At 28.6% G+C, this 20,313-nt stretch carries 14 protein-coding genes; 4 read left to right on the forward strand and 10 right to left on the reverse strand.

The window, feature by feature from the left end:
- The first annotated feature begins 343 nt into the window (after positions 1–343).
- Together KGF42_RS04180 and KGF42_RS04185 are read left to right on the forward strand one after the other, a co-directional pair.
- Complete coding sequence (locus KGF42_RS04180) at positions 344–985, forward strand: transaldolase family protein (RefSeq protein ID WP_054275033.1); 642 nt, start codon at positions 344–346, stop codon at positions 983–985.
- Positions 986–1,010: 25 nt separating this feature from the next.
- A complete protein-coding gene (locus KGF42_RS04185) occupies positions 1,011–2,555 on the forward strand; it encodes a BglG family transcription antiterminator (RefSeq protein ID WP_107594034.1) in 1,545 nt (514 codons plus the stop codon).
- Between the two features lie 184 nt (positions 2,556–2,739).
- Here KGF42_RS04185 and KGF42_RS04190 read toward each other — a convergent pair whose 3' ends face one another.
- Both KGF42_RS04190 and KGF42_RS04195 read right to left on the reverse strand, forming a co-directional pair.
- Positions 2,740–3,366, reverse strand: coding sequence for a YitT family protein (locus tag KGF42_RS04190; RefSeq protein WP_054275035.1), 627 nt, complete (start codon positions 3,364–3,366; stop codon positions 2,740–2,742).
- A gap of 135 nt (positions 3,367–3,501) precedes the next feature.
- Positions 3,502–4,218, reverse strand: coding sequence for a ribulose-phosphate 3-epimerase (locus KGF42_RS04195; RefSeq protein WP_054275036.1), 717 nt, complete (start codon positions 4,216–4,218; stop codon positions 3,502–3,504).
- Between the two features lie 408 nt (positions 4,219–4,626).
- Here KGF42_RS04195 and KGF42_RS04200 point away from each other — a divergent pair, with 408 nt between their 5' ends.
- Complete coding sequence (locus KGF42_RS04200; protein WP_227825825.1) at positions 4,627–5,841, forward strand: 6-phosphofructokinase; 1,215 nt, start codon at positions 4,627–4,629, stop codon at positions 5,839–5,841.
- 618 nt (positions 5,842–6,459) lie between these two features.
- Positions 6,460–7,788 (forward strand): hypothetical protein, encoded by a 1,329-nt coding sequence (locus KGF42_RS04205; RefSeq protein WP_227825826.1) that lies wholly within the window; start codon positions 6,460–6,462, stop codon positions 7,786–7,788.
- Positions 7,789–7,915: 127 nt separating this feature from the next.
- On the opposite strand, the gene KGF42_RS04210 is transcribed toward KGF42_RS04205, so the two are convergent.
- From KGF42_RS04210 to KGF42_RS04245, 8 genes are all read right to left on the reverse strand, one after another.
- A complete protein-coding gene (locus KGF42_RS04210) occupies positions 7,916–9,106 on the reverse strand; it encodes a M20 family metallopeptidase (RefSeq protein ID WP_227825827.1) in 1,191 nt (396 codons plus the stop codon).
- 105 nt (positions 9,107–9,211) lie between these two features.
- Positions 9,212–10,591 carry a M20 family metallopeptidase gene (locus KGF42_RS04215; RefSeq protein ID WP_227825828.1) on the reverse strand — a complete coding sequence of 460 codons (1,380 nt, stop codon included), beginning with the start codon at positions 10,589–10,591 and terminating at the stop codon, positions 9,212–9,214.
- Positions 10,592–10,621: 30 nt separating this feature from the next.
- A complete protein-coding gene (locus KGF42_RS04220) occupies positions 10,622–11,830 on the reverse strand; it encodes a hypothetical protein (RefSeq protein ID WP_227825829.1) in 1,209 nt (402 codons plus the stop codon).
- A 1,012-nt stretch (positions 11,831–12,842) separates the two neighbouring features.
- A complete protein-coding gene (locus tag KGF42_RS04225) occupies positions 12,843–14,339 on the reverse strand; it encodes a glycoside hydrolase family 1 protein (RefSeq protein ID WP_227825830.1) in 1,497 nt (498 codons plus the stop codon).
- Entirely contained in the window at positions 14,329–15,762 is a 1,434-nt protein-coding gene (locus KGF42_RS04230) for a family 1 glycosylhydrolase (protein WP_227825831.1), read from the reverse strand. The genes KGF42_RS04225 and KGF42_RS04230 overlap by 11 nt, the downstream gene beginning before the upstream one ends.
- 1 nt (position 15,763) lies before the next feature.
- The gene (locus KGF42_RS04235) at positions 15,764–17,587 is read right to left on the reverse strand and encodes a beta-glucoside-specific PTS transporter subunit IIABC (protein WP_227822234.1); all 1,824 of its coding nucleotides are present in this window, start codon (positions 17,585–17,587) and stop codon (positions 15,764–15,766) included.
- Between the two features lie 143 nt (positions 17,588–17,730).
- A complete protein-coding gene (locus tag KGF42_RS04240; RefSeq protein ID WP_227822233.1) occupies positions 17,731–18,543 on the reverse strand; it encodes a MurR/RpiR family transcriptional regulator in 813 nt (270 codons plus the stop codon).
- Positions 18,544–18,852: 309 nt separating this feature from the next.
- On the reverse strand, positions 18,853–20,295 hold the full coding sequence (locus tag KGF42_RS04245) for a family 1 glycosylhydrolase (RefSeq protein WP_227825832.1): 1,443 nt from the start codon (positions 20,293–20,295) through the stop codon (positions 18,853–18,855).
- Positions 20,296–20,313 lie beyond the last annotated feature (18 nt).

The raw sequence follows: 20,313 nt of genomic DNA on the forward strand, positions 1-20,313 counted from the left end.
CCAGATTTTTAAGGCAATACCTTAACTGTTAACTCTTATTCACTAAACTTTATGGCAATTAATAAACAATTAATGTTTCATTATTACCATATCATTATGTAAATTTTATTAAGTGCTTATAGGATAATTTTATAAACAATCTTATTGTATAATTAACTTAACGTTTTACAAATAAAAATTACAGAAGTACCCTAATATGAACCACATAGAATCTATCAATAAGGTTTATTAGGTCAAGGTATATCTACTGCTGTAGTAATGTTACTCTCTAATAAAATACATAATAGTAAAAATTGAGTATATACACTTTTTTATAATAAATAGCTTAAAGGAGAATTAAATTATGAAATATTTAATAGATAGTGCTAATCTTGATGAGATTCAAAAGTGTTTAAAATATGGATTTAAAGGAATAACAGCTAATCCATCTATGTATCTTAAAGAAAATGTAAACTTCTATAAATTTATTGAGGCATGTACTAATTTAAATCCGGAAATATTAACTGCTGAAGTTATAGGAAATAATTTATATGAATTACTTGAGTCTTGTGATAAGATATCAAATATAAACAAGAACACCATAATAAAAATAAATTTTTCTGAAGTTGGCTTAGAACTTATAAACATATTGAATAGTAAAGGCGTAAAAACTGCATGCACCCTAATTTTCAATGTAAATCAAGCATCATTGGCTATAAACGCAGGTGCTGATTACCTATTCCCTTTTATAGGTAGAAATGATGAAAATGGATATGATGGTATAAAAAACCTTACAGAAATATGTGACCTTATATCAATAAATGGATATAATACTAAAGTTATTGCAGCTTCTATTAAAAATGTATTCCACTTAACTCAAGCATCTCTTTGTGGATGTGATTATGCAGCTGTAACATATGACTTATTTAAAAAAGCTTCTTTTAACCAGCTTACAGTAGACGGTGCCAATACTTTTGAAAAAGATTGGTCCAAAGTTAATAAATAGCAATTAAGATTTAGGAGGGTTTGCATTGAACAAAAGACTATTAGATATTGCTGAATTATTGCTAAATAGTTCAGACTATATTACTGTAGATACTATTGCCGAAGAATTAAATGTTAGTAATAAAACTATTCGTAATGACCTTGTTATTTTAGATGAATGGCTTTTAGAGTTTAATTTATCTCTAGATAAAAAAACTGGTTCAGGAGTTATTATTCTAGGTAATGAAGATATAAAACTTAAAGTTATTAGAGATATCAATGATAAATCAAATTGTATATATGCATACTCTCCTGAAGACAGAAAAAGATATATTTTAAGTAAATTATTTATTAAAAATTCTAAGTTTAGGATTCGTGACATTTGCAATGAACTACATGTTAGCAGAGCTACTGTTCATAAAGACTTGGTAGTTATTCAAAATTTTTTGCAAAGCTTTAAAGTGACACTAGTTAGAAAAACCAACAATGGTGTATATCTAGAAGGCAAAGAAAAAGATATTAGAAAAGCAATTTTTGAGCTTGCTACTGTTAATAAAAGTTATACTGAACTTAAAGAAATATTATTCTCGAAATTTAATGAATGTAAAGATACACCTTCAACAAAAATATTTAAGGAGTTATTCAACTATGATTTTGAGAAATTATCCCAAATTACTCTACACACTTTACAAGTAGAAAAAAGCAATCTTAGTGATGAGTATTATATAAACTTCTTAATACATATAGCTATATGTATTAAGAGAATTTCAATTAATAGATATATTAACTTATCTGAAAGTTTCTTTAGAGAATTATTAGAACATGAATGCTTTGAAAAATCAAAAACTTTATGCTCCAACCTAAGTGAAGCTTTTGATGTAGAATTTATTGATGAAGAGGTTTGTTATATCCTCCTTCATATAGAAGGATTACTTAAGTCAATAAAGAAACCTACTATTCTTGAGCCTCTTAGAAATGAAGAAATTACAGAGTATAATCTATCTGAAGCAATAGCTACCCATTGGGGAGATATATTAAATTTAAACTTAAAAGACGATTTAATATTAATAAAATCTCTTGCTAATCACCTTAAGTCAGTTCTACACAGAATAAATTATGGGTTTACTATTACAAATCCCATATTAAATGATATAAAGAGAACATTTCCTTATACGTATAAGGCTGCTAAAGAGTCTAATACTGTTATTAAACAGTTGATGAGTTATGAAGTTAATGAAGACGAAATAGGATATCTTGCTTTATATTTAGTATCAGCAATAGATAGAAGCAAAGCTCCCCTAAATACTATTTTAATATGTCATTGCAGTGATGGTGTATCTAACTTACTAGTCCAAAAACTAGGTTTTGAGTTTAATCAGATTAATATAGTTAAATCTATACCTCTATCTTCTATTTCATTTACAAACTTTGACGATGTGGACTTAATACTAACTACTGCTCCTGTAGACTTTGAACATAATGCTGAGCTGATAAATATAAATGCTCTTTTAAGTAAGAATGATATTTCTAGGCTTAGTACAATTATAAAAAAACTATATTCTGAAAAAAATAAAATATTATCTTACAAATAAACAAACAATAAGGCTGTCTCAAAATAGAGATAAGCCTCTTTTTTATTGTTGAACTGGTGAAAATATATTTGATTTCATAGAAAAAAGTGCCTCATGAACTAAAAAATTCATTTTGAGACACCTTTATTTTTTACATTTAACCTTTTTATTTAAACTTTTATATTTAAAGTAAATTTTATTATTTTTATTGAGTGCAAGCACTATTTATATTATTAATTTCTTCATTATTCTTACCAAACTTTGTAGTTACAAATCCTATTGTTTTTATTATGAGTAATAAAGATATCAATGAATATATAGATATCATAAAATTCTTACTTATTATTCCAGACGCTACTATTATAAATCCATCTAGCATAAATAATATAACTGGCAACTTCAGAAACTTAATTACCTTATTAATAAGCATTGCAACTAAATCAGTTCCACCAGTACTACAGCCCCTTATTATTGCTATCCCTATAGCAGTTCCCACCAATAGCCCACCTATCACTCCAGCTACTAATAGATTGTCAGTTATGTGAGTTTGTGGTATTACTTTTAAGAATAATGGACCCATAAGAGTTATATATAATGTTTTTATTCCAAAACCTTTCCCTAAAAATAATAATCCCATTACTAAAAGTGGCATAGATATTCCTAATGATATATTCTCAACAGGCATTGATAAGAATGTGCTAAGTACGACTGATAATCCTGTTATCCCTCCTGGAGCTAATGTATGTTCTGCAAAGAAAAAATTAACTGCTAATGCCATTAAAAATGCTGATATTGTTATCAGTAAATAATCTTTTATCATTTCTTTTTTCATTTAATAACCTCCAATGATTATATTATTTCAGTATAAAAAATCAATTAAATTAGTCTAACTTCCTATAGTTTTTCATAAAATTAATGCTTCCTTAAAAACATTAAGAAAGCATCTCTTTTATCCTAGTTTATTATCTTATTCTAAACCAAACTTTGTAGCTGCTTCATCTATAGCTTTTCTACAATTCTTAACCCCTGCTGTTATACCATCTTTATCCTTGAATATTGCTGATGATAATATTACAACATCTGGATTACATTCTATTAATGGCTCCATATTGTCTGCTCTTAGTCCACCATCTATTGCCAATTCACACTTAGGATTCTTTTCATCTATCATTTTTCTGGCTCTTTTAACTAAATCAACAGCACTCTTTCTCCATCCCCAGTTGTCTTTTCCGTCAGTTTCATCAACACCATGAACGACTATTTGCAATCTATCTATATCATATATAGCTTCATCAACAAAACATAGTGGTGTGTAACATCCAACTGTTAATCCTACTTTCATACCAAATTCTCTACAGTAATTTATTATGTATGCAAGAGGAGCTCCTAAGAAATGTTCAGCTGGTATTATCAACATGTTGCATCCTGCTGCTGCTATTTTTTCTATAAATAATCTATCACAATCTCTTGTGTATATATGGCATTCTATTGGTTTATCTGTTACTGGTCTTATTGCTTCTATTATTTGATGACCACCCATAAGTTGCATATTTTTTAAATCATGCATATCTGCTGCATCTGAATGTACGTAGTCTACACCTGCATCCATTGCTTCCTTAACTACGGCTGATATGTGACCGTAATTTACATGTGCCAATCCTGCTGCTATTTTTATGTGTTTCATATTTGTGTACCTCCATATTTTACTTTAATTAGTATTAAATATTATTTTTTGATATTTTTTTAATATTTTTAATCTTGTGCTACTTTTGTTGCTGTATGTATTTCTTATATGAACTTATTCTGCTTTTGTGAGCTGTGAACTTATTTTGCTTTGTAAATTAATATTACACTGATATATTTTTTTTCACAACACTTTGACTACTCCTTAAAAGTACCTTTATATTGTGGTAAATTATAGACATTAATTATGTATAAAAAGTTAGTTTTTTACCACATTCTTATGGTATTTATTATCTATACTAGCTCAATTGATATAGCTAGTTCACTTAATATATAATCAGACTATAAATATAAATTTACTCAATAAAAAGTACCATTCATAACAATATTAATGAAAGGGAGATGTAAAATGAGAAACTGTATTATTGCCCAATCTGGAGGTCCTACAGCTGTTATCAATGCTTCTGCAATTGGTATTTATGAAAAAAATTTAGAAACTAAATACTTTGATAAAGTGTATTTTGGTATCAATGGGATTGAAGGTATATTAAACAAAAATATAATAGATTCAGACTCCTTAAACAAAGATAATGTATTGAATTTAAAGCAAACACCTTCGTCTGGTCTTGGTTCTTGTAGATACAAACTAGCTGATTATAAGATAAATTCTTATGATTATGATAGAGTTATAAATATACTAGATGAATACGAAATAGATACATTATTTTATATAGGTGGAAATGATTCTATGGATACAGTAATGAAATTTTCTCAATACTGCAAAAACACTACTTGTAAAATAAAATTTATAGGGATTCCTAAAACAATAGATAATGATTTATTAGGAACTGACAACTGTCCTGGATTTGGTTCTGCTGCAAAGCTTATTTCTACACTAATAATGGAAACTTACTTAGATTTTTCTATATATAAAAATAATGGAATATTCATAGTCGAAACTATGGGTAGAGATACTGGATGGTTAGCGGCTTCTTCTGCACTAGCTAGACTAAACGATAATCCACTAGTTGATTTAATCTACCTTCCAGAAATTGATTTCTATGAAGATAAGTTTATAGAAGATGTTAGAAAAATATTCAAAGAAAAAAATAAGGCTTATATAGTTGCATCAGAAGGTATAAGAGATAAATATGGCAACTTTATATGTGAGCAAAAAACTTCTTTTCATGATAAATTCGGTCATTCTCAATTGGGTGGAGTAAGTAACTATCTAAAGAACCTTATAATATCATCATCAATTACAACAAGAGTAAAAACTTTAGAGCTTGGTGTAATACAAAGATGTGCTATGCACTTAGCTTCAGAGACTGATTTAAAACAAGCTGCTGAAGTTGGTGCATATGGACTAGAACTTTCTAAAAAAGGATATACAGGAGTTATGGCTATCATCAACAGAATATATAATACTCCTTATAAATATGAAGTTAGCCATACTGATATTTCTAAAATAGCTAACAAGACAAAGTATTTTCCTAAAGAGTGGATAAATGAAGAATGTAATTATGTGACTGATGAAGCTCTAGATTACCTATATCCACTTATTCAAGGTAACCCAGATATTAAATATAAAAATGGACTACCTTATTTTTCAATTCTTTACTAGGAAATTATTATAATTTGATATACACTCAATTCCAACACTCTTAAATACTTAAGTGGCTGTTAAATAAAATTATAAATTGTTATATGACAGTCACTTAATCGCTTAATTATTTAACTGTTTAGTTTTTTAATTTTTTAATCCTTTTTAATACTAATACGATTTGTTGTAATAATGTCTCACACCCATTTTCATTTTGGATAGATTATAATTAGTTAGACAATAAATATTTTGTCATGATATTATTATATATAGTGATACAAATAGAAATACTTTTATCATGGCTAGAAAAACAAAGATTACACAAAGGATTTAAAAATCAAACAACTTTAATTAAAATAAATGGTTAAGACAACTTCTAAATCAACTACATAAACAATAAAAGAACATAAAGTAGTTAAATCTACAATTATAAAATTAGTAAGACTATAATAACTTAAATAAAATTAAAATTAACAAATACTATTAAAGTTAGCAAATATTCCTCTACCTAAATAATTGCTTTTTATAAAGAGTTATTTATTTTAATTGAATTTAATTGAAATACGATTTTAACTAGAACAATAGATTAATGTAATATTTAATATAAAATAATTATAATAATTGAAAAGGAAGTAATCTATGATGAAAATAGCAGTCATAACAACCGAATTTTTAAAAGAGTTTGTAGATAATTCTATAAAAAAGTTAAATATTAATGCAGAAATTGATATATATATCTATAAAGATTTTTCTCATGTAGGAGATTTATATTTAGAAATAGAAGATAGGTTTGATGGATTTGCAGTTAGTGGTCCTATCCCCAAAAAAGCTATTACAAAAAAGGCTGGAACTATTAAAAAACCTCTAGTTGATTTTGGTACTGACTTACAAAGTTACTATGATATGTTTCTAAAACTTATCTTTAAATACAATACATTAGATTTTTCTAGAGCATACTTTGACTTAACGGACTGGGCAGATAATCCAAAAGATATATCATATTATCTATCAAATGGCACATTTGGAGACTTAATGGATAGTATTGATAAAAATGCCTCTAAAATGAGTTTATCTGATATAGCAGAACTCGAAAAACATATTGCAAAAAAACATATTAATTTATGGAATGAAGGGAAAATCGATTTTTCTACTACCCGTTTCAGTAGTATTGTTCCTATGTTACAAGATGCAGGAGTAAATTTTCATTTCATATACCCTGACATAGATTTATTAAAAAATACTTTTAGTAACTTAATAAAAGATATTCATTTACATAGAATGAAGGGAAATCAACCAAGTGTAATATATATAACGGTTAAAGATACAAATTATGATGATTCTACTTTAGACCAAGTTTATAAAATATTAAATAGTATAAAAAAGAATAAATTGACCGATTTTATAATTGAAAGAAATAGCAGTTCTTTTAAAATTTTCACTAAATGTGAAACGATTAAATCATTAACTAAGAATTTTACTACATGTTATATAAAAGAATCTATTGAAAATAGTACAAATATTAAAGTATGTGTTGGATATGGAATTGGTAATGATATAAATCAAGCTATGTCTAGTGCTATAAGTGCTAATAAGGAATCTAAAATAAATCCTTTAAACTACAGTTTCTTAGTTAACGAAAATTATGAGACAATAGGACCTTTACTATGTGATAAGTTACTTACTGTTTCAAATAAAGTAACTCCACATATAAATACAATTGCCAAAAGTTCTAAACTGTCTACTCTTACTATTCAAAAGATTATATCTGTTACTGAAATTCTACAAAGAGATGAAGTTACTCCTAAGGAATTATCTTCATGTTTAAATGTAACCGTTAGAACTGCTAATAGATTTCTAAGTAGTCTCTTAAAATCTGGAAACGCTACTATATTATATGAAAAACAAAACTCAACAAAAGGTAGACCTGAAAGGGTATACAAATTATTTATATCAGAAAATAAATACTAAAATCCAAAATGCATAAAAATATTTTATCATCTAATATTAAGTAAAATTATATATGATTTTCTAAAAGGTATATCTTTGCATCTTTTTAAGATATACCTTTTATGATATTTAATAATATTTTATGTTATTATCTACTAAAATTATTTTCTAACCATTTTACTGCACAATGAGCAAATAAAGCTGAACCGTAAACTAATCCCTCTTCATTAAAAATTGCCTTAGGATTATGCATTCCAAAATTATACCCCTGACTAATACTTCCCATTCCAATCCATAAAAACACTCCTGGCACCCTTAGTAAAATCTCTGAAAAATCTTCTGAACCCATTGCAGCTGGAAAGTCTATTACATTTTCATGCCCTATAACCTCTTTAACATAAGATACAATCTCATCTCCTACATCCAAATCATTTATAACTGCAGGAGTCCCCATTTTAAACTCTACTTTAGCATTTCCTCCAAATGATTTAGCTATTCCTGTAGATATTTCAATAATCCTATTTTTTAATTTCTCTCTAACAAATTGGTCAAATGTTCTTAAAGTTCCTGACATAGATGCTTTATTTGGTATAGCATTTGGTACGCTTCCTGCATTAAACATACCAATAGTTAAAACTACAGGCTCTTTCTGAGGTTTTTCTCTTGAAAGTATAGTGTTTAATGCTATTTGTATATGTGACATTATGTTTATTGGGTCCACTCCAAATTCAGGGCTTGCTCCATGAGTTGCTTTTCCTTCTACTGTTATTTCAAATATATCTGCAGATGCCATAGCTGGACCACGTGAATAAGCTACTTGACCTGTGTTAAGAAATTTGCCCACCATACTGTGAAATGCCATAGCTGCATCGACCTGAGGATTTTCTAATATACCATCATCAATCATTGATTTTGCACCTCTGGTAGTCTCTTCATCTGGTTCAAATACAAACTTTACTCTACCTTTAAGTAAGTGCTTATTATCTATAAGTATTTTAGCTGCACCTAAGAGCATTGCTGTGTGATTATCATGTCCACAACTATGAGATGCACCTTTATTCTTACTTTTAAAAGGTAAGTCCGTCTCCTCCATAATAGGAAGTGCATCCATATCTGCCCTTAATAATAAGGTCTTTCCATCATTATTACTGTCTAAAACAGCTACTATTCCATTATTGGATGTTAATTCTGGAGAATATCCCATTTCTTCTAACATGCTGGTAACAAATGTAATTGTTCTTGGTAGATTGCAACCAGTTTCAGGATTTTCATGCAAATATCTTCTCCATTTAATAATTTCTCCTTCTATTGACTTTGCTTCTTTAAAAAAATTTTTCATATTCCTTCCTCCTAATCAGATAGCCAGCAAAATTTCACTTTCTTTTGCTAAGAAAATGATGCTGGCATAAAAATTATAATTTTATATATTAAACTTCATTTCTTTTTAAGGAGTTGGAATATCATCTGGAATAGGGCATTTGTATGTTTTACCATTCATAGATTTATCAAATTCTTCTTTTGCCTTTTTAGCTATCTCTGGATTATTCAGTATTTTAGCTCCAAACATAGCCATAATTTTTGCTGCATATATCATACCTTTTTCTCCTATAGAACTTCCTGCACAAGATGTAAACTGCCAACTATGACCTGGTGCACCTAGATTTGTACATCCTGTAAAAAAGTATGCTGTCGGAACTATATGCATTACATCCCCAATATCAGTAGAGCCATAACTATTAAAGTTTGTAACATTTCCTCCACCGTAATATAGATGAGTTCCTTCTGGTAAATTATATTTACTTATCATAGCCTTATATTGTTGTGGGCTTTGTCTATCTAACTCAGCTGCAAAGTCCAATTCCTCTTGAGTCCAAGGCTCTTGTTTAATCTCATTCATACATTCTGATACAAGATTTGCTAAAACATGATTATTTAAAGTGTTATAACATCCTCCTAAAAACTCTACTTCAACTTCTGTTTCAGTCATCATTGCAGCTCCTTTTGCTACCTTTACAAGTCTTTCATATGTACTTTCTACAGCTTCTCTACTTAAAGCTCTTGTATAATACCATACTGATGCTTTATCAGGAACTATGTTGGGTGCTACTCCTCCATCTGTAATTGTATAATGAATCCTTACATCAGAAGTAACATGCTCTCTCAAATAATTAGCTCCCACATTAGTAAGTTCTACAGCATCTAGTGCACTTCTTCCATTTTGAGGGTCTGAACCTGCATGTGCAGTTTTCCCCTTAAAGTGAAATTTTACAGAATTAACAGCTGTTGAAATACCAACTGTAGCTTCACTAATTTTATTTGGATGAAAATTTATAGCTAAGTCTAGACCTTCAAATGCTCCACCTCTAGCCATAAATCCTTTGCCTGTTAATTGCTCTTCTCCCGGACATGCATAAAATACTATAGTCCCACTTAAATTATTTTCTATCATTTCTCTTTTAAGCCCTACTACTGCTCCTACATGTGCTGTACACAATAAATTATGTCCACATCCATGACCATAGGCACCCAATTCAAACGCTTCTTGCTTTGCTGAAACTTTTTGATTTAAACCAGGTAATGCATCAAATTCTCCCATAAAACCTATAACTGGCTTGCCTGACCCAAAACTAGCTTTAATAGCTGTAGCTAAACCTCCTACACCTACTTCCACATCAAATCCTTCACTTCTTAGAAAATTTGCTGTATTTTCACATGCTTTAAATTCTTTAAATGCTTTTTCTGGATTTTTCCATATTTTTTTACTCAAATCATTAAGTTTGAATCTTTTTTTATCTATCTCATTTATAGATATACTTCCTACCATTGCCTCTACCTCCTATAAGTCTATTTACTATCAACCAAATATAATTGGACCTATTATACTAGCAAATGCCACTGATGCAATAGTTACAGTAACAAATCCCCCTATAATCATCTTTGGTAACAAATAATCTGTTGCCCTTTGTTTTTCTTCTTCAGTTCCTTCCATAGCATCAATACCTTCATTAGAAATTATCTGTGTTGCTGGATAAGCAAGCATGCAAGTTACGCCAATTGCAGCTGACATTCTTGGAGAATATCCTAATAGCTTTCCTACAATTGCAGTAAATATTATTATGAATACAGAGCCTACAATAAGTATTCCTATAGTTGGAACAATCATCCCAAACAATGCTGTTGGAGTTACCTTAGCAAGTCCTCCAGGTAACATTAACATACAACCAAACATTATAATTCCATTAGATTGAGATTTATCTAAAATTCCTTTTTCTAAAAAACCTATTCGTGTAAAAATCAATCCCACTAACAAACATGCTATGTTGGGATTTAAATAATAGTTTGCAGGAGTAAATCCTGGTATTAGTGTAGCCAATCCTAAAAAATTACCAATCATAGCAACAAATGAAAGTTTTGCAAGGTATACTAGAGTAGATGATTTTTTACCTGAATCTTCTTTAAAAATTCTCATACTTGGAAGCTTAAAATTACTTTTTGATTCATCTTTTAAGAAATCTCCACTATCTCTTTTAAATTTTAATTCTTTATTTATACAATATGTAGTTATCGGAATACCAAAGAATTTTTGAAATGATAATACTAGAATTACAAATGCTGCAAGTTCAGGTCTATTTGCTGCTTCTGCAACAGTTGTTACAATAATACCGGCAACAGTAGAACCTGCTATTGGAGGTGCTGCTATTAAAGCATACTCTCTACCAAATAACATACTACCTACTGTTAAACAACCAACCCCTATTCCTACAATACCTACTAATGCAATTACAACCGTTTTCCATTCATGACATAAGTCTTCAAGATTTATAAGTGTTCCTAAGTTAGTTATTAATAAAGCTATACCAAAGTTACTCATTGCAGCTAATATCCCTGATGCTCCTGTAATGTCTTTTGGTAAAATATTTGTCCAAAATCCTAGTAAAAATATAATACATACAAATAGCAATGTTGAAATTGCACCTTTTGTTTTCTTAGATAAAAACTCACTAAAAGCATAAATCATTACACATACAGTAAAGCAAGTAAGCGGATTCCAAAAATTTTCCATCGTTGTTTCCTCCTAAATATAATAATTTTTTATCAATAAAACAATGATTATAGAATATATATTTTGTAGTTATTCTTAACTACATATGGTATAGCTTGATATTTTTTGATAATATTTTATACGTCTTAAATTATTCCTAAAATACCTAAATGGACATAACTATAGTTAACTCTTTAAATGTTAATTGTAATTATTAACTTACTAGATTTCTTTTTACTTTCTACATCATTTTATAAATGCAGAATTGTACTACAACTATTTTCAATCTTAGTATACATGTTGGAAGACTTACGTTTATTTAAATACATAATATATATTTACAAACGTCTCAAATTATTCTCAAAATACTTAAAATAAAATAATAATGCACCCATTAAATTAATATTATCAGAATACACTTCATTTTAAGTCTTCTCTATGTACAAACTTTATCTACTGGCGCATCCCCTCCTTTGTAAATCAGATTATTTTTAAGTGAATTTAGATATCTTATTCCCAGAAATTATTCCTAGAAACAAAAATCATTTATTATATTAAATCAATGATAAACTATACTTTAAAACTCTTTCTAGATAAGTATAACTTATCATATAATGACATCTATACCTTTACCTCTATAGTAATCCTAAATTATTCTTAAATTAATAATAAAAATAATTTTATTCCTTATAAAAGCACTCGTTTTTATATTGTCAAACTATTCTTAACATAAATTATAATTTCAAACCTTTTCTTTGTCAATATATTCTGACATTTTTCCAGAAATTTTATAAATTTATATAGCAAGTAAATCATATTATTTTTTATGTAATAAATAAATCATACTATGAATATGTCTAAATATTTAATTAAGTAAAAACGTAAAAAATGTGTATTCTCCTTTGTATAATAAGTTTAGTTGTCATTACTTTTAGGAAGAATACACACTTTATTTTAAAAATCCCATACTCTATTTTAAATACTTTGCTAGATACTAATCAGCATTAGCACCTAACTTCTATTTATCTTATTCCTACCCTACTACCATATTCGTAGGTAAATCTAAAACTTCTCCATTCGTAGCTATTACATTTTTATACCAATAAAATGATTTTTTCTTAACTCTATTCTTAGTACCATTTCCCATATCATCTTGGTCTACATATATGAATCCATAACGTTTACTCATTTGAGACGTCGATGCACTAATAATATCTATACATCCCCAAGATGTATAACCCATACATTCAACACCTTCATCTATTGCTATAGCTATTTGTTCAAAATGATTTTTAAAATATTCTATTCTATAATCATCATTTATCGAACCATCATTTTCTACAGTATCATATGCCCCTACACCATTTTCAACTATCCATAATGGTTTTCTATAGCGATCATATAAATCAATAAGTGCTATTCTTAAGCCCTTAGAATCTATCTGCCATCCCCATTCACTAGTTGGTAAATATGGATTCTTAACACCTGTTACTAAATTTCCTCCAACTTTCTCTCTTTTTTCAGCATTTATACTTTGAACCATTGACATATAATAACTAAATGCAACAAAATCTGCTGTATATTGTTTTAATATATCTTCATCCCCTTCAAGCATTTTTATATTTATATTATTTTTCTCCCAATATCTTTTAATATGAATAGGATACTCTCCAAACACTTGTACATCACTATACATAGAGTTATTTCTATTATCTCTTTGAGCTAATATTACATCATCTGGATTACATGTTTCTGCATAAGTTAAAGTCTTAGTAACCATACATCCAACTTGAGAATCTTGTATTATCTCATGACAATACTTTGTAGCTAATGAAGCTGCTACAAATTGGTGATGTAGTGCTTGGTATATTGCTTCTTCTGTTTCTCTTTTACTTTTATATTTTTCTTCTAACACCCCTACTGTAGTAAATGCATGACGAAATACACTATCAATTTCATTGAAAGTTAACCAGTATTTTACCAAGCCTTTGTACCTCTTAAAACATACTTTTGAATATTTTACAAACATATCTACAACTTCTCTAGATACCCACCCATCATAATTATTTACTAAATATATTGGCATTTCATAGTGTGATAGTGTAACTAATGGCTCTATACCATTTACTCTTAACTCTTTAAATAAATTTTCGTAAAATTGAAGCCCTTTTTCGTTTGGCTCTTCTTCTATACCCTTTGGGAATATCCTAGTCCAAGCTATTGAAACTCTTAATGTTTTAAATCCCATTTCTTTAAACAAAGCTATATCTTCTCTATATCTATTATAAAAATCTATACCTCTTCTTTTAGGATAAAAAGTATCTTCTTCTGCATTCATAGCTTCTTTCAAATCCTTGATTCCCACATGCCATTGACTTTTATAGTCTTTTATATCTATGTTAGGCTTGTACTTAGCTATATCAGCTACTGACATTCCTTTTCCATCAATATTCCAAGCTCCTTCTGCTTGATTTGCAGCTATTGCTCCTCCCCATAAAAAATTTTCTGGAAATTTATATTTATTTTTCATATTTCTCAACCCTCTCTTTAATTTCTAAATCTTCACCATTTGTTGATATGATTTGTTTGTAATAATCATAGCTACACTTTCTCATTCTTTTAAGTGTTCCTGACCCATCATTATTTTTGTCTACATATACAAATCCATATCTCTTTTTCATCTCACCTGTACCTGCTGACACTATATCAATTGGTCCCCACCAAGTATATCCCATTATTTCACAACCATCTTTTATTGCTTCTTTCACCATTTCAACATGTTTCTTTAAATATTCCATTCTTTCATAATCGTATATTTTTCCATCTGTTTCAATCTCATCGCTTGCTCCTAGACCATTTTCAACTATAAATAACGGTTTATGGTACCTATCATAAAGTTCATTGCATACATATCTTAATCCTAATGAGTCTATAGGCCATCCCCATTTAGTTTCTTTTAAATATGGATTTTTCTTACCTAAAATTCCACCTGTATTTCCTAGTATTTTCATACCAACTTCGTGAAGTGATGACCTATAATAACTAAACCCTACATAATCACAAACACCTTTTTTAAGTATTTCTTTATCCCCATATTCCATATGTATATTTAAGTGGTTTTCACTAATTATTCTTTCAAAATATGCTGGATATTCTCCTAACATATGTATATCACTGTAAAATAAAGACCTACGTCTTAATTGATAAGATTCAAATACATCTTCTGGTTTACAAGATGCTGGATAAATAGGTGATAGTGATAACATACAACCTATTTTAAAATTCTTATTTATTTTATGTCCTTTTATAACTGCTTTTGCACTAGCTACTAACATATTATGACTAGCTTGATATATATCTTGAAGTTTAGTATCATCTTCTTTTATCTCTATAGCTGCTGCTATAAGAGGCAGTGTATGAGCATGATTTATTTCATTAAAAGTCATCCAGTATTTTACTTTATTCTTATATCTTTTGAATATTGCATTACAATAGTTTTCATAAAAATCTATAAGCTTTCTATTTTTCCAGCCTCCATAATTTTTTATTAAACCTAATGGTGTTTCAAAATGAGATATTGTAACTACTGGCTCCATTCCATACTTAATCATTTCATCAAACAAATTGTCATAAAACTCTAAACCCTTTTCATTTGGTTCATTTTCATCTCCATTAGGAAATATCCTACTCCATGCTATTGAAGTTCTAAAGCACTTCATCCCTAAATCCGATAATTCCTTTAAATCTTCTTTATATGTATGGTAAAAATCTATTGCTTCATGACTTGGATAATACTTACTTTCATCTATTTCTAATTTGATATTATCAAAACGTCCTTTTCCTACTGAAAGTACATCTGATATACTTAAACCTTTTCCATCTTCATCATATGCTCCTTCTGCTTGGTTTGCAGCTATTGCTCCTCCCCATAAAAAATTCTTTTGAAAACCCATTTTATGCCTCCCCTAAGACTACTTTTGATATATTATTTATAACTTCATACTGACCACTTGTTACTATTATCATGGTAGTTATGTCATAGCCTTTTCTTTTTATCTTTTCTATATCAAATTTAATTAACTCTTGACCTTTTTTAACTCTATCTCCCTGTCTTACCAAAAGTTCAAATCCTTCACCATTCATTTCAACAGTGTTTATACCTACATGAACTAATATTTCAGTATCATCATCAAATCTCATTCCTATTGCATGACCAGTTGGAAAAGCAACTTCTATAGTCCCATCTTCTGGAGCTTTTACTATCCCTTTTGAAGGTATTACTGCTATACCATCTCCCATAGATTTACTTGCAAATACAGAATCCTTTACATCTTCAAGGTTTACTAGTGTACCTTCAATACAAACTGGCAACACTATATTATTACTTAATTGTACTTTATTTTCTTTCTCTATTACTTCTTCTTCAAAACCTAATATATAAGTTAAAATTGCAGATAAAAAGAATGACATTGCTATACCCATTATGTATATGACAAATGTATCTCCAAAGAATGCAGGTAGAGTAGTAAGTGCTGGGAATACATACACTATTGCCTTTGTTTTGAATAATCCCATAAATGCTCCTGCTATACCTCCAGCTATTACTTGTGCTATTAATGGTTTTTTGTATTTCACACTTAGTCCATATACTATAGGTTCTGTTATACCACCTAATAATGCTGGTATCATAGCTGATACTGCAAATGTTTTTATTTCTTTATTTCTAGAACGAAAGAATATTCCTAGTGCTACACCTGCACTAGCAAAAGTAGCTGCTGCTATCATAGGTCTTATAACGTCATATCCTAAGTTTGCTATATTATTTATCATTATAGGAACTACTCCCCAGTGAATTCCCATCATTACTAAAAATGTCCATCCTGCCCCTACAATGGCACCTGCTAAAAGACCACTCTTATCACTTAAGAAATTTATTATATCTCCCATCCCATTTCCTAATATAACTCCAACTGGTCCTATCACCATAGATGATAATGGTACCATTATTAATAAAGCAACCATAGATAAAGTGAATATCTCTATACTATTTGGTATAAATCTCTTTAATAATCTTTCTATATGACTATAAATGTAAATAGTAAGGATTGCTGGTATAACTGTCCCTGAGTATCCCATAAGAACAACTGGTATCCCAAAGAAACTAACTACATCTCCCGTGTTTTGCATAAGCCCTGTAAAGTTTGGTTCCATTAAAGCCCCAACTATAGCAAGAGATATAAATGTATTACATCTAAATGTTTTTGCTGAACTATATGCTAGGAATAATGGTAAATAATAAAACACACTATTTCCTGTAGCACTTAAAATACTATAAGTGCTTGACTCTGTACTCATGAAGTTATATGTGGTCAAGATTACAAGTAGAGCTTTAATCATACCTGCACCTGCAAGTGCTATGATTATTGGATTAAATATCGACGACATTACATTAAACATACGTGTAAATATGTTCCCTGTCTTTCCTTCACCTTTATCATTGTTATTTTCTTTTTCACTCTTTATTTCAGGATATATATTTAATATAGTATTAAATATATCTGATACATGATTACCTACAACAACCTGAAATTGACCATTTCCCTCTACAACTGTTAATACACCACTCACTTTTTTAATAACTTCTTTATTTGCCAGAGATTCATCTTTAAGTTTGAATCTTAACCTTGTAACACAATGAAATAATGAGTTTACATTTTCAACTCCTCCAACTTCTTTAACAATTTTTTTTGCTAAATCTCGGTAGTCTTTTTTAGCCATATGATTCTCTCCTTTCATAATCCTTTTTGGATATCGTTTTCATTATTGTAATTGAATTATATCATCATACTTTTTTTACCTTATAATTTTCGATTTTTGGAAACTTTATTATATAAATAAAAAAACGTGGTATAATATTTAAGTCACCACGTTTTTTTGTTATTTATTAGTTCTTTATATCTAGATACAATAATATCTGTAATTACCTGATATATTATAGGATGTGTTTGAACACTTGATTTATGTCCAAAACAGATACATAAATCAACATATGGACTTTTTTCTAGTTCTTTATTTGATGTAATTGCAACAATCTTAGCTTTTGTTTCTTTAAAAACGCCTTTATTTATATTCCCTCCTATCAGCTGATATTTCTTTATATAATCGCCAGAGTTTGTAAATATAATTATTAAAGTATCCTCTTTTGCATTTTTAATAAATTCATGCTGTTTTACATCATCTATTCTAGAAAAAATATATTTATTGTTATAAGCTAACTTAGTTTGAAAATCTACAGCGGCAGACTGAGAATAAAGCACACCAAATGCTGCAATACTTTTATACTTAATTAAATCTTTGGCTAATTCATCTATTTTATTATATTGAATATTTGATTTTAAATCTTCTAAATCTTTCATTATCGCATTTATATAATCTTCAACACTATGACAATCAAGATATCCTAGTATATTATCATTATAATTTAATATATTTTGATTTTTATTACTTTTATATCCAGCTGCAGATTTTAAATCAGAAAAATCTTCAAATCCAATATATCTTGTAAACTTTGATATTGTTGACTTTGAAACAAAACATAATTCTGCTACTTCTGATATTGTCATATCTTTAATTTTGTCATAATTACATATTAAAATGTTTGCTATATGATAGTAAGTAGATTCAGTTTTTCCATTGTTTAAAATATTTAACAACCTATTTAGGAGTACTCCCATTTATAAACCACCACCTTCAAATAAATCTTAAAATGATAGTTTATATTATACTTTGTTTATATTTGTAGATAAAATCATTTTTAAATATTTATTTCAATATATTTTTTAATACTTCTTTTTCTAAATATAAAAAATGTTCCTTCTCCCTGTATAGATATATTTAAGTTTTTAATTATCACCATTTAGTACAGTTTAGTTGATTATAGAATCAGATGTTTTTAATATACATAAAAAATGTGTACCTCCAATGATAGTAATTATACTTAGCTTCTTTATTACCACCATTTTTAGGAGAATACACATTTTACTTTACATACCTAATGAATTTAAATTATCTCCATTAGATTTTATTACCTCTTTATACCAATCAAATGATTTTTTCTTATATCTCTTAAAACTTCCTTTACCTTCATCATCTAAGTCAACATATATAAATCCATATCTTTTGCTCATCTGACCTGTAGTTGCACTGACTAAGTCAATTGGTCCCCACATTAAATATCCAAAACATTCAACATTATCCTCTTCAATTGCAGATTTCATTTGAGATAGATGCTTACTTAAATACTCAATTCTATAATCATCATTTATAGTTCCATCTTCTTCGATTTTATCATATGCCCCTAAACCATTTTCTGTAATTAAGATAGGTAATTGATACTTTCTATAAACATAATTTAAAGTAAATCTTAAACCTATAGGGTCTATTGCCCATCCCCACTTACTTTGTTCTAAATATGGATTTTGAATTCCCCCAAATAAAGATTTATCACCTGATAAATTTTCTTTTGGAGTAGACACACTTGAAAAATAATAATTAAGCCCTATAAAATCTAATCTACCTTCCTCAAATGCTTTTTTATCTTTATCAGTCACTTCAATATTTATATTATTTTTTTCATATTCTTTTAATTTATATTGAGGAAACTTTCCATTACACATTGCATCAATTTGATAATAGTCACGGTCATTATCTAAAAATGCATTTAATACATTACTAGGATTACAATTGTATGGATAAATTGGATTTAGTCCAAATACACATCCAACTTTATTACTTGGATTGATTTCTCTAGCCAACTTTGCAACCTTTACACCTGCTAAAGTCATATTGTACCCTACATTTGCCAGTGTTTGAGCTTTATTTTCTATTTCACTATATTTAATACCTGCTATCATATAAGTAAAAATATCCGAGTGCTCTGTTTGAGGGTCAATATGGTTCATCTCATTAAATGTAACCCAGTACTTTACTTTATCATCAAACCTTCTTATTACAGTCTCACTATACTTTAAATACAAATCTATGAGCTTTCTGTTATTCCATGAACCATATTTATGTACTAAATTCATAGGTAATTCAAAATGATATAGTGTTACAATAGGTTCTATATTATTTTCTATTAATGTATCTATCAGACCTTCATAGTATTTAATCCCTAGTTCATTAGGATTTTCATCATCTCCATTTGGAAAAATTCTTGACCAATCTATAGATATTCTTAATGCGCTAAATCCCATTTCCTTAAATAAAGCTATATCTTCTTTATATCTATTATAAAAATCAATTCCATTGTGAGATGGATAATCTAATTTTTCTTCTATTTTATCAGTAATTACTCTTGGCGTTTCATAAGAGCCCTTAGTTACAAAATCCATAATTGCAGGCCCTTTGTTATCACTATCCCATGAACCTTCACATTGATGGGCTGCAATACTTCCTCCCCAGAAAAATGTATCTTTAATATTCATGAATTTCCCCTCCTAAAA

The sequence above is a fragment of the Clostridioides sp. ZZV15-6383 genome (assembly GCF_020657735.1).
Lineage (GTDB): Bacteria > Bacillota > Clostridia > Peptostreptococcales > Peptostreptococcaceae > Clostridioides > Clostridioides difficile_D.

Bases quoted from the DNA above. Each gene is read 5' to 3' on its own strand.
- KGF42_RS04205 (WP_227825826.1), top strand. From the start codon at position 6,460: ATGATGAAAATAGCAGTCATAACAACCGAATTTTTAAAAGAGTTTGTA.
- KGF42_RS04225 (WP_227825830.1), bottom strand. From the start codon at position 14,339: ATGAAAAATAAATATAAATTTCCAGAAAATTTTTTATGGGGAGGAGCA.
- KGF42_RS04195 (WP_054275036.1), bottom strand. From the start codon at position 4,218: ATGAAACACATAAAAATAGCAGCAGGATTGGCACATGTAAATTACGGT.
- KGF42_RS04220 (WP_227825829.1), bottom strand. From the start codon at position 11,830: ATGGAAAATTTTTGGAATCCGCTTACTTGCTTTACTGTATGTGTAATG.
- KGF42_RS04180 (WP_054275033.1), top strand. From the start codon at position 344: ATGAAATATTTAATAGATAGTGCTAATCTTGATGAGATTCAAAAGTGT.
- KGF42_RS04215 (WP_227825828.1), bottom strand. From the start codon at position 10,591: ATGGTAGGAAGTATATCTATAAATGAGATAGATAAAAAAAGATTCAAA.
- KGF42_RS04245 (WP_227825832.1), bottom strand. From the start codon at position 20,295: ATGAATATTAAAGATACATTTTTCTGGGGAGGAAGTATTGCAGCCCAT.
- KGF42_RS04200 (WP_227825825.1), top strand. From the start codon at position 4,627: ATGAGAAACTGTATTATTGCCCAATCTGGAGGTCCTACAGCTGTTATC.
- KGF42_RS04230 (WP_227825831.1), bottom strand. From the start codon at position 15,762: ATGGGTTTTCAAAAGAATTTTTTATGGGGAGGAGCAATAGCTGCAAAC.
- KGF42_RS04240 (WP_227822233.1), bottom strand. From the start codon at position 18,543: ATGGGAGTACTCCTAAATAGGTTGTTAAATATTTTAAACAATGGAAAA.
- KGF42_RS04235 (WP_227822234.1), bottom strand. From the start codon at position 17,587: ATGGCTAAAAAAGACTACCGAGATTTAGCAAAAAAAATTGTTAAAGAA.
- KGF42_RS04190 (WP_054275035.1), bottom strand. From the start codon at position 3,366: ATGAAAAAAGAAATGATAAAAGATTATTTACTGATAACAATATCAGCA.
- KGF42_RS04210 (WP_227825827.1), bottom strand. From the start codon at position 9,106: ATGAAAAATTTTTTTAAAGAAGCAAAGTCAATAGAAGGAGAAATTATT.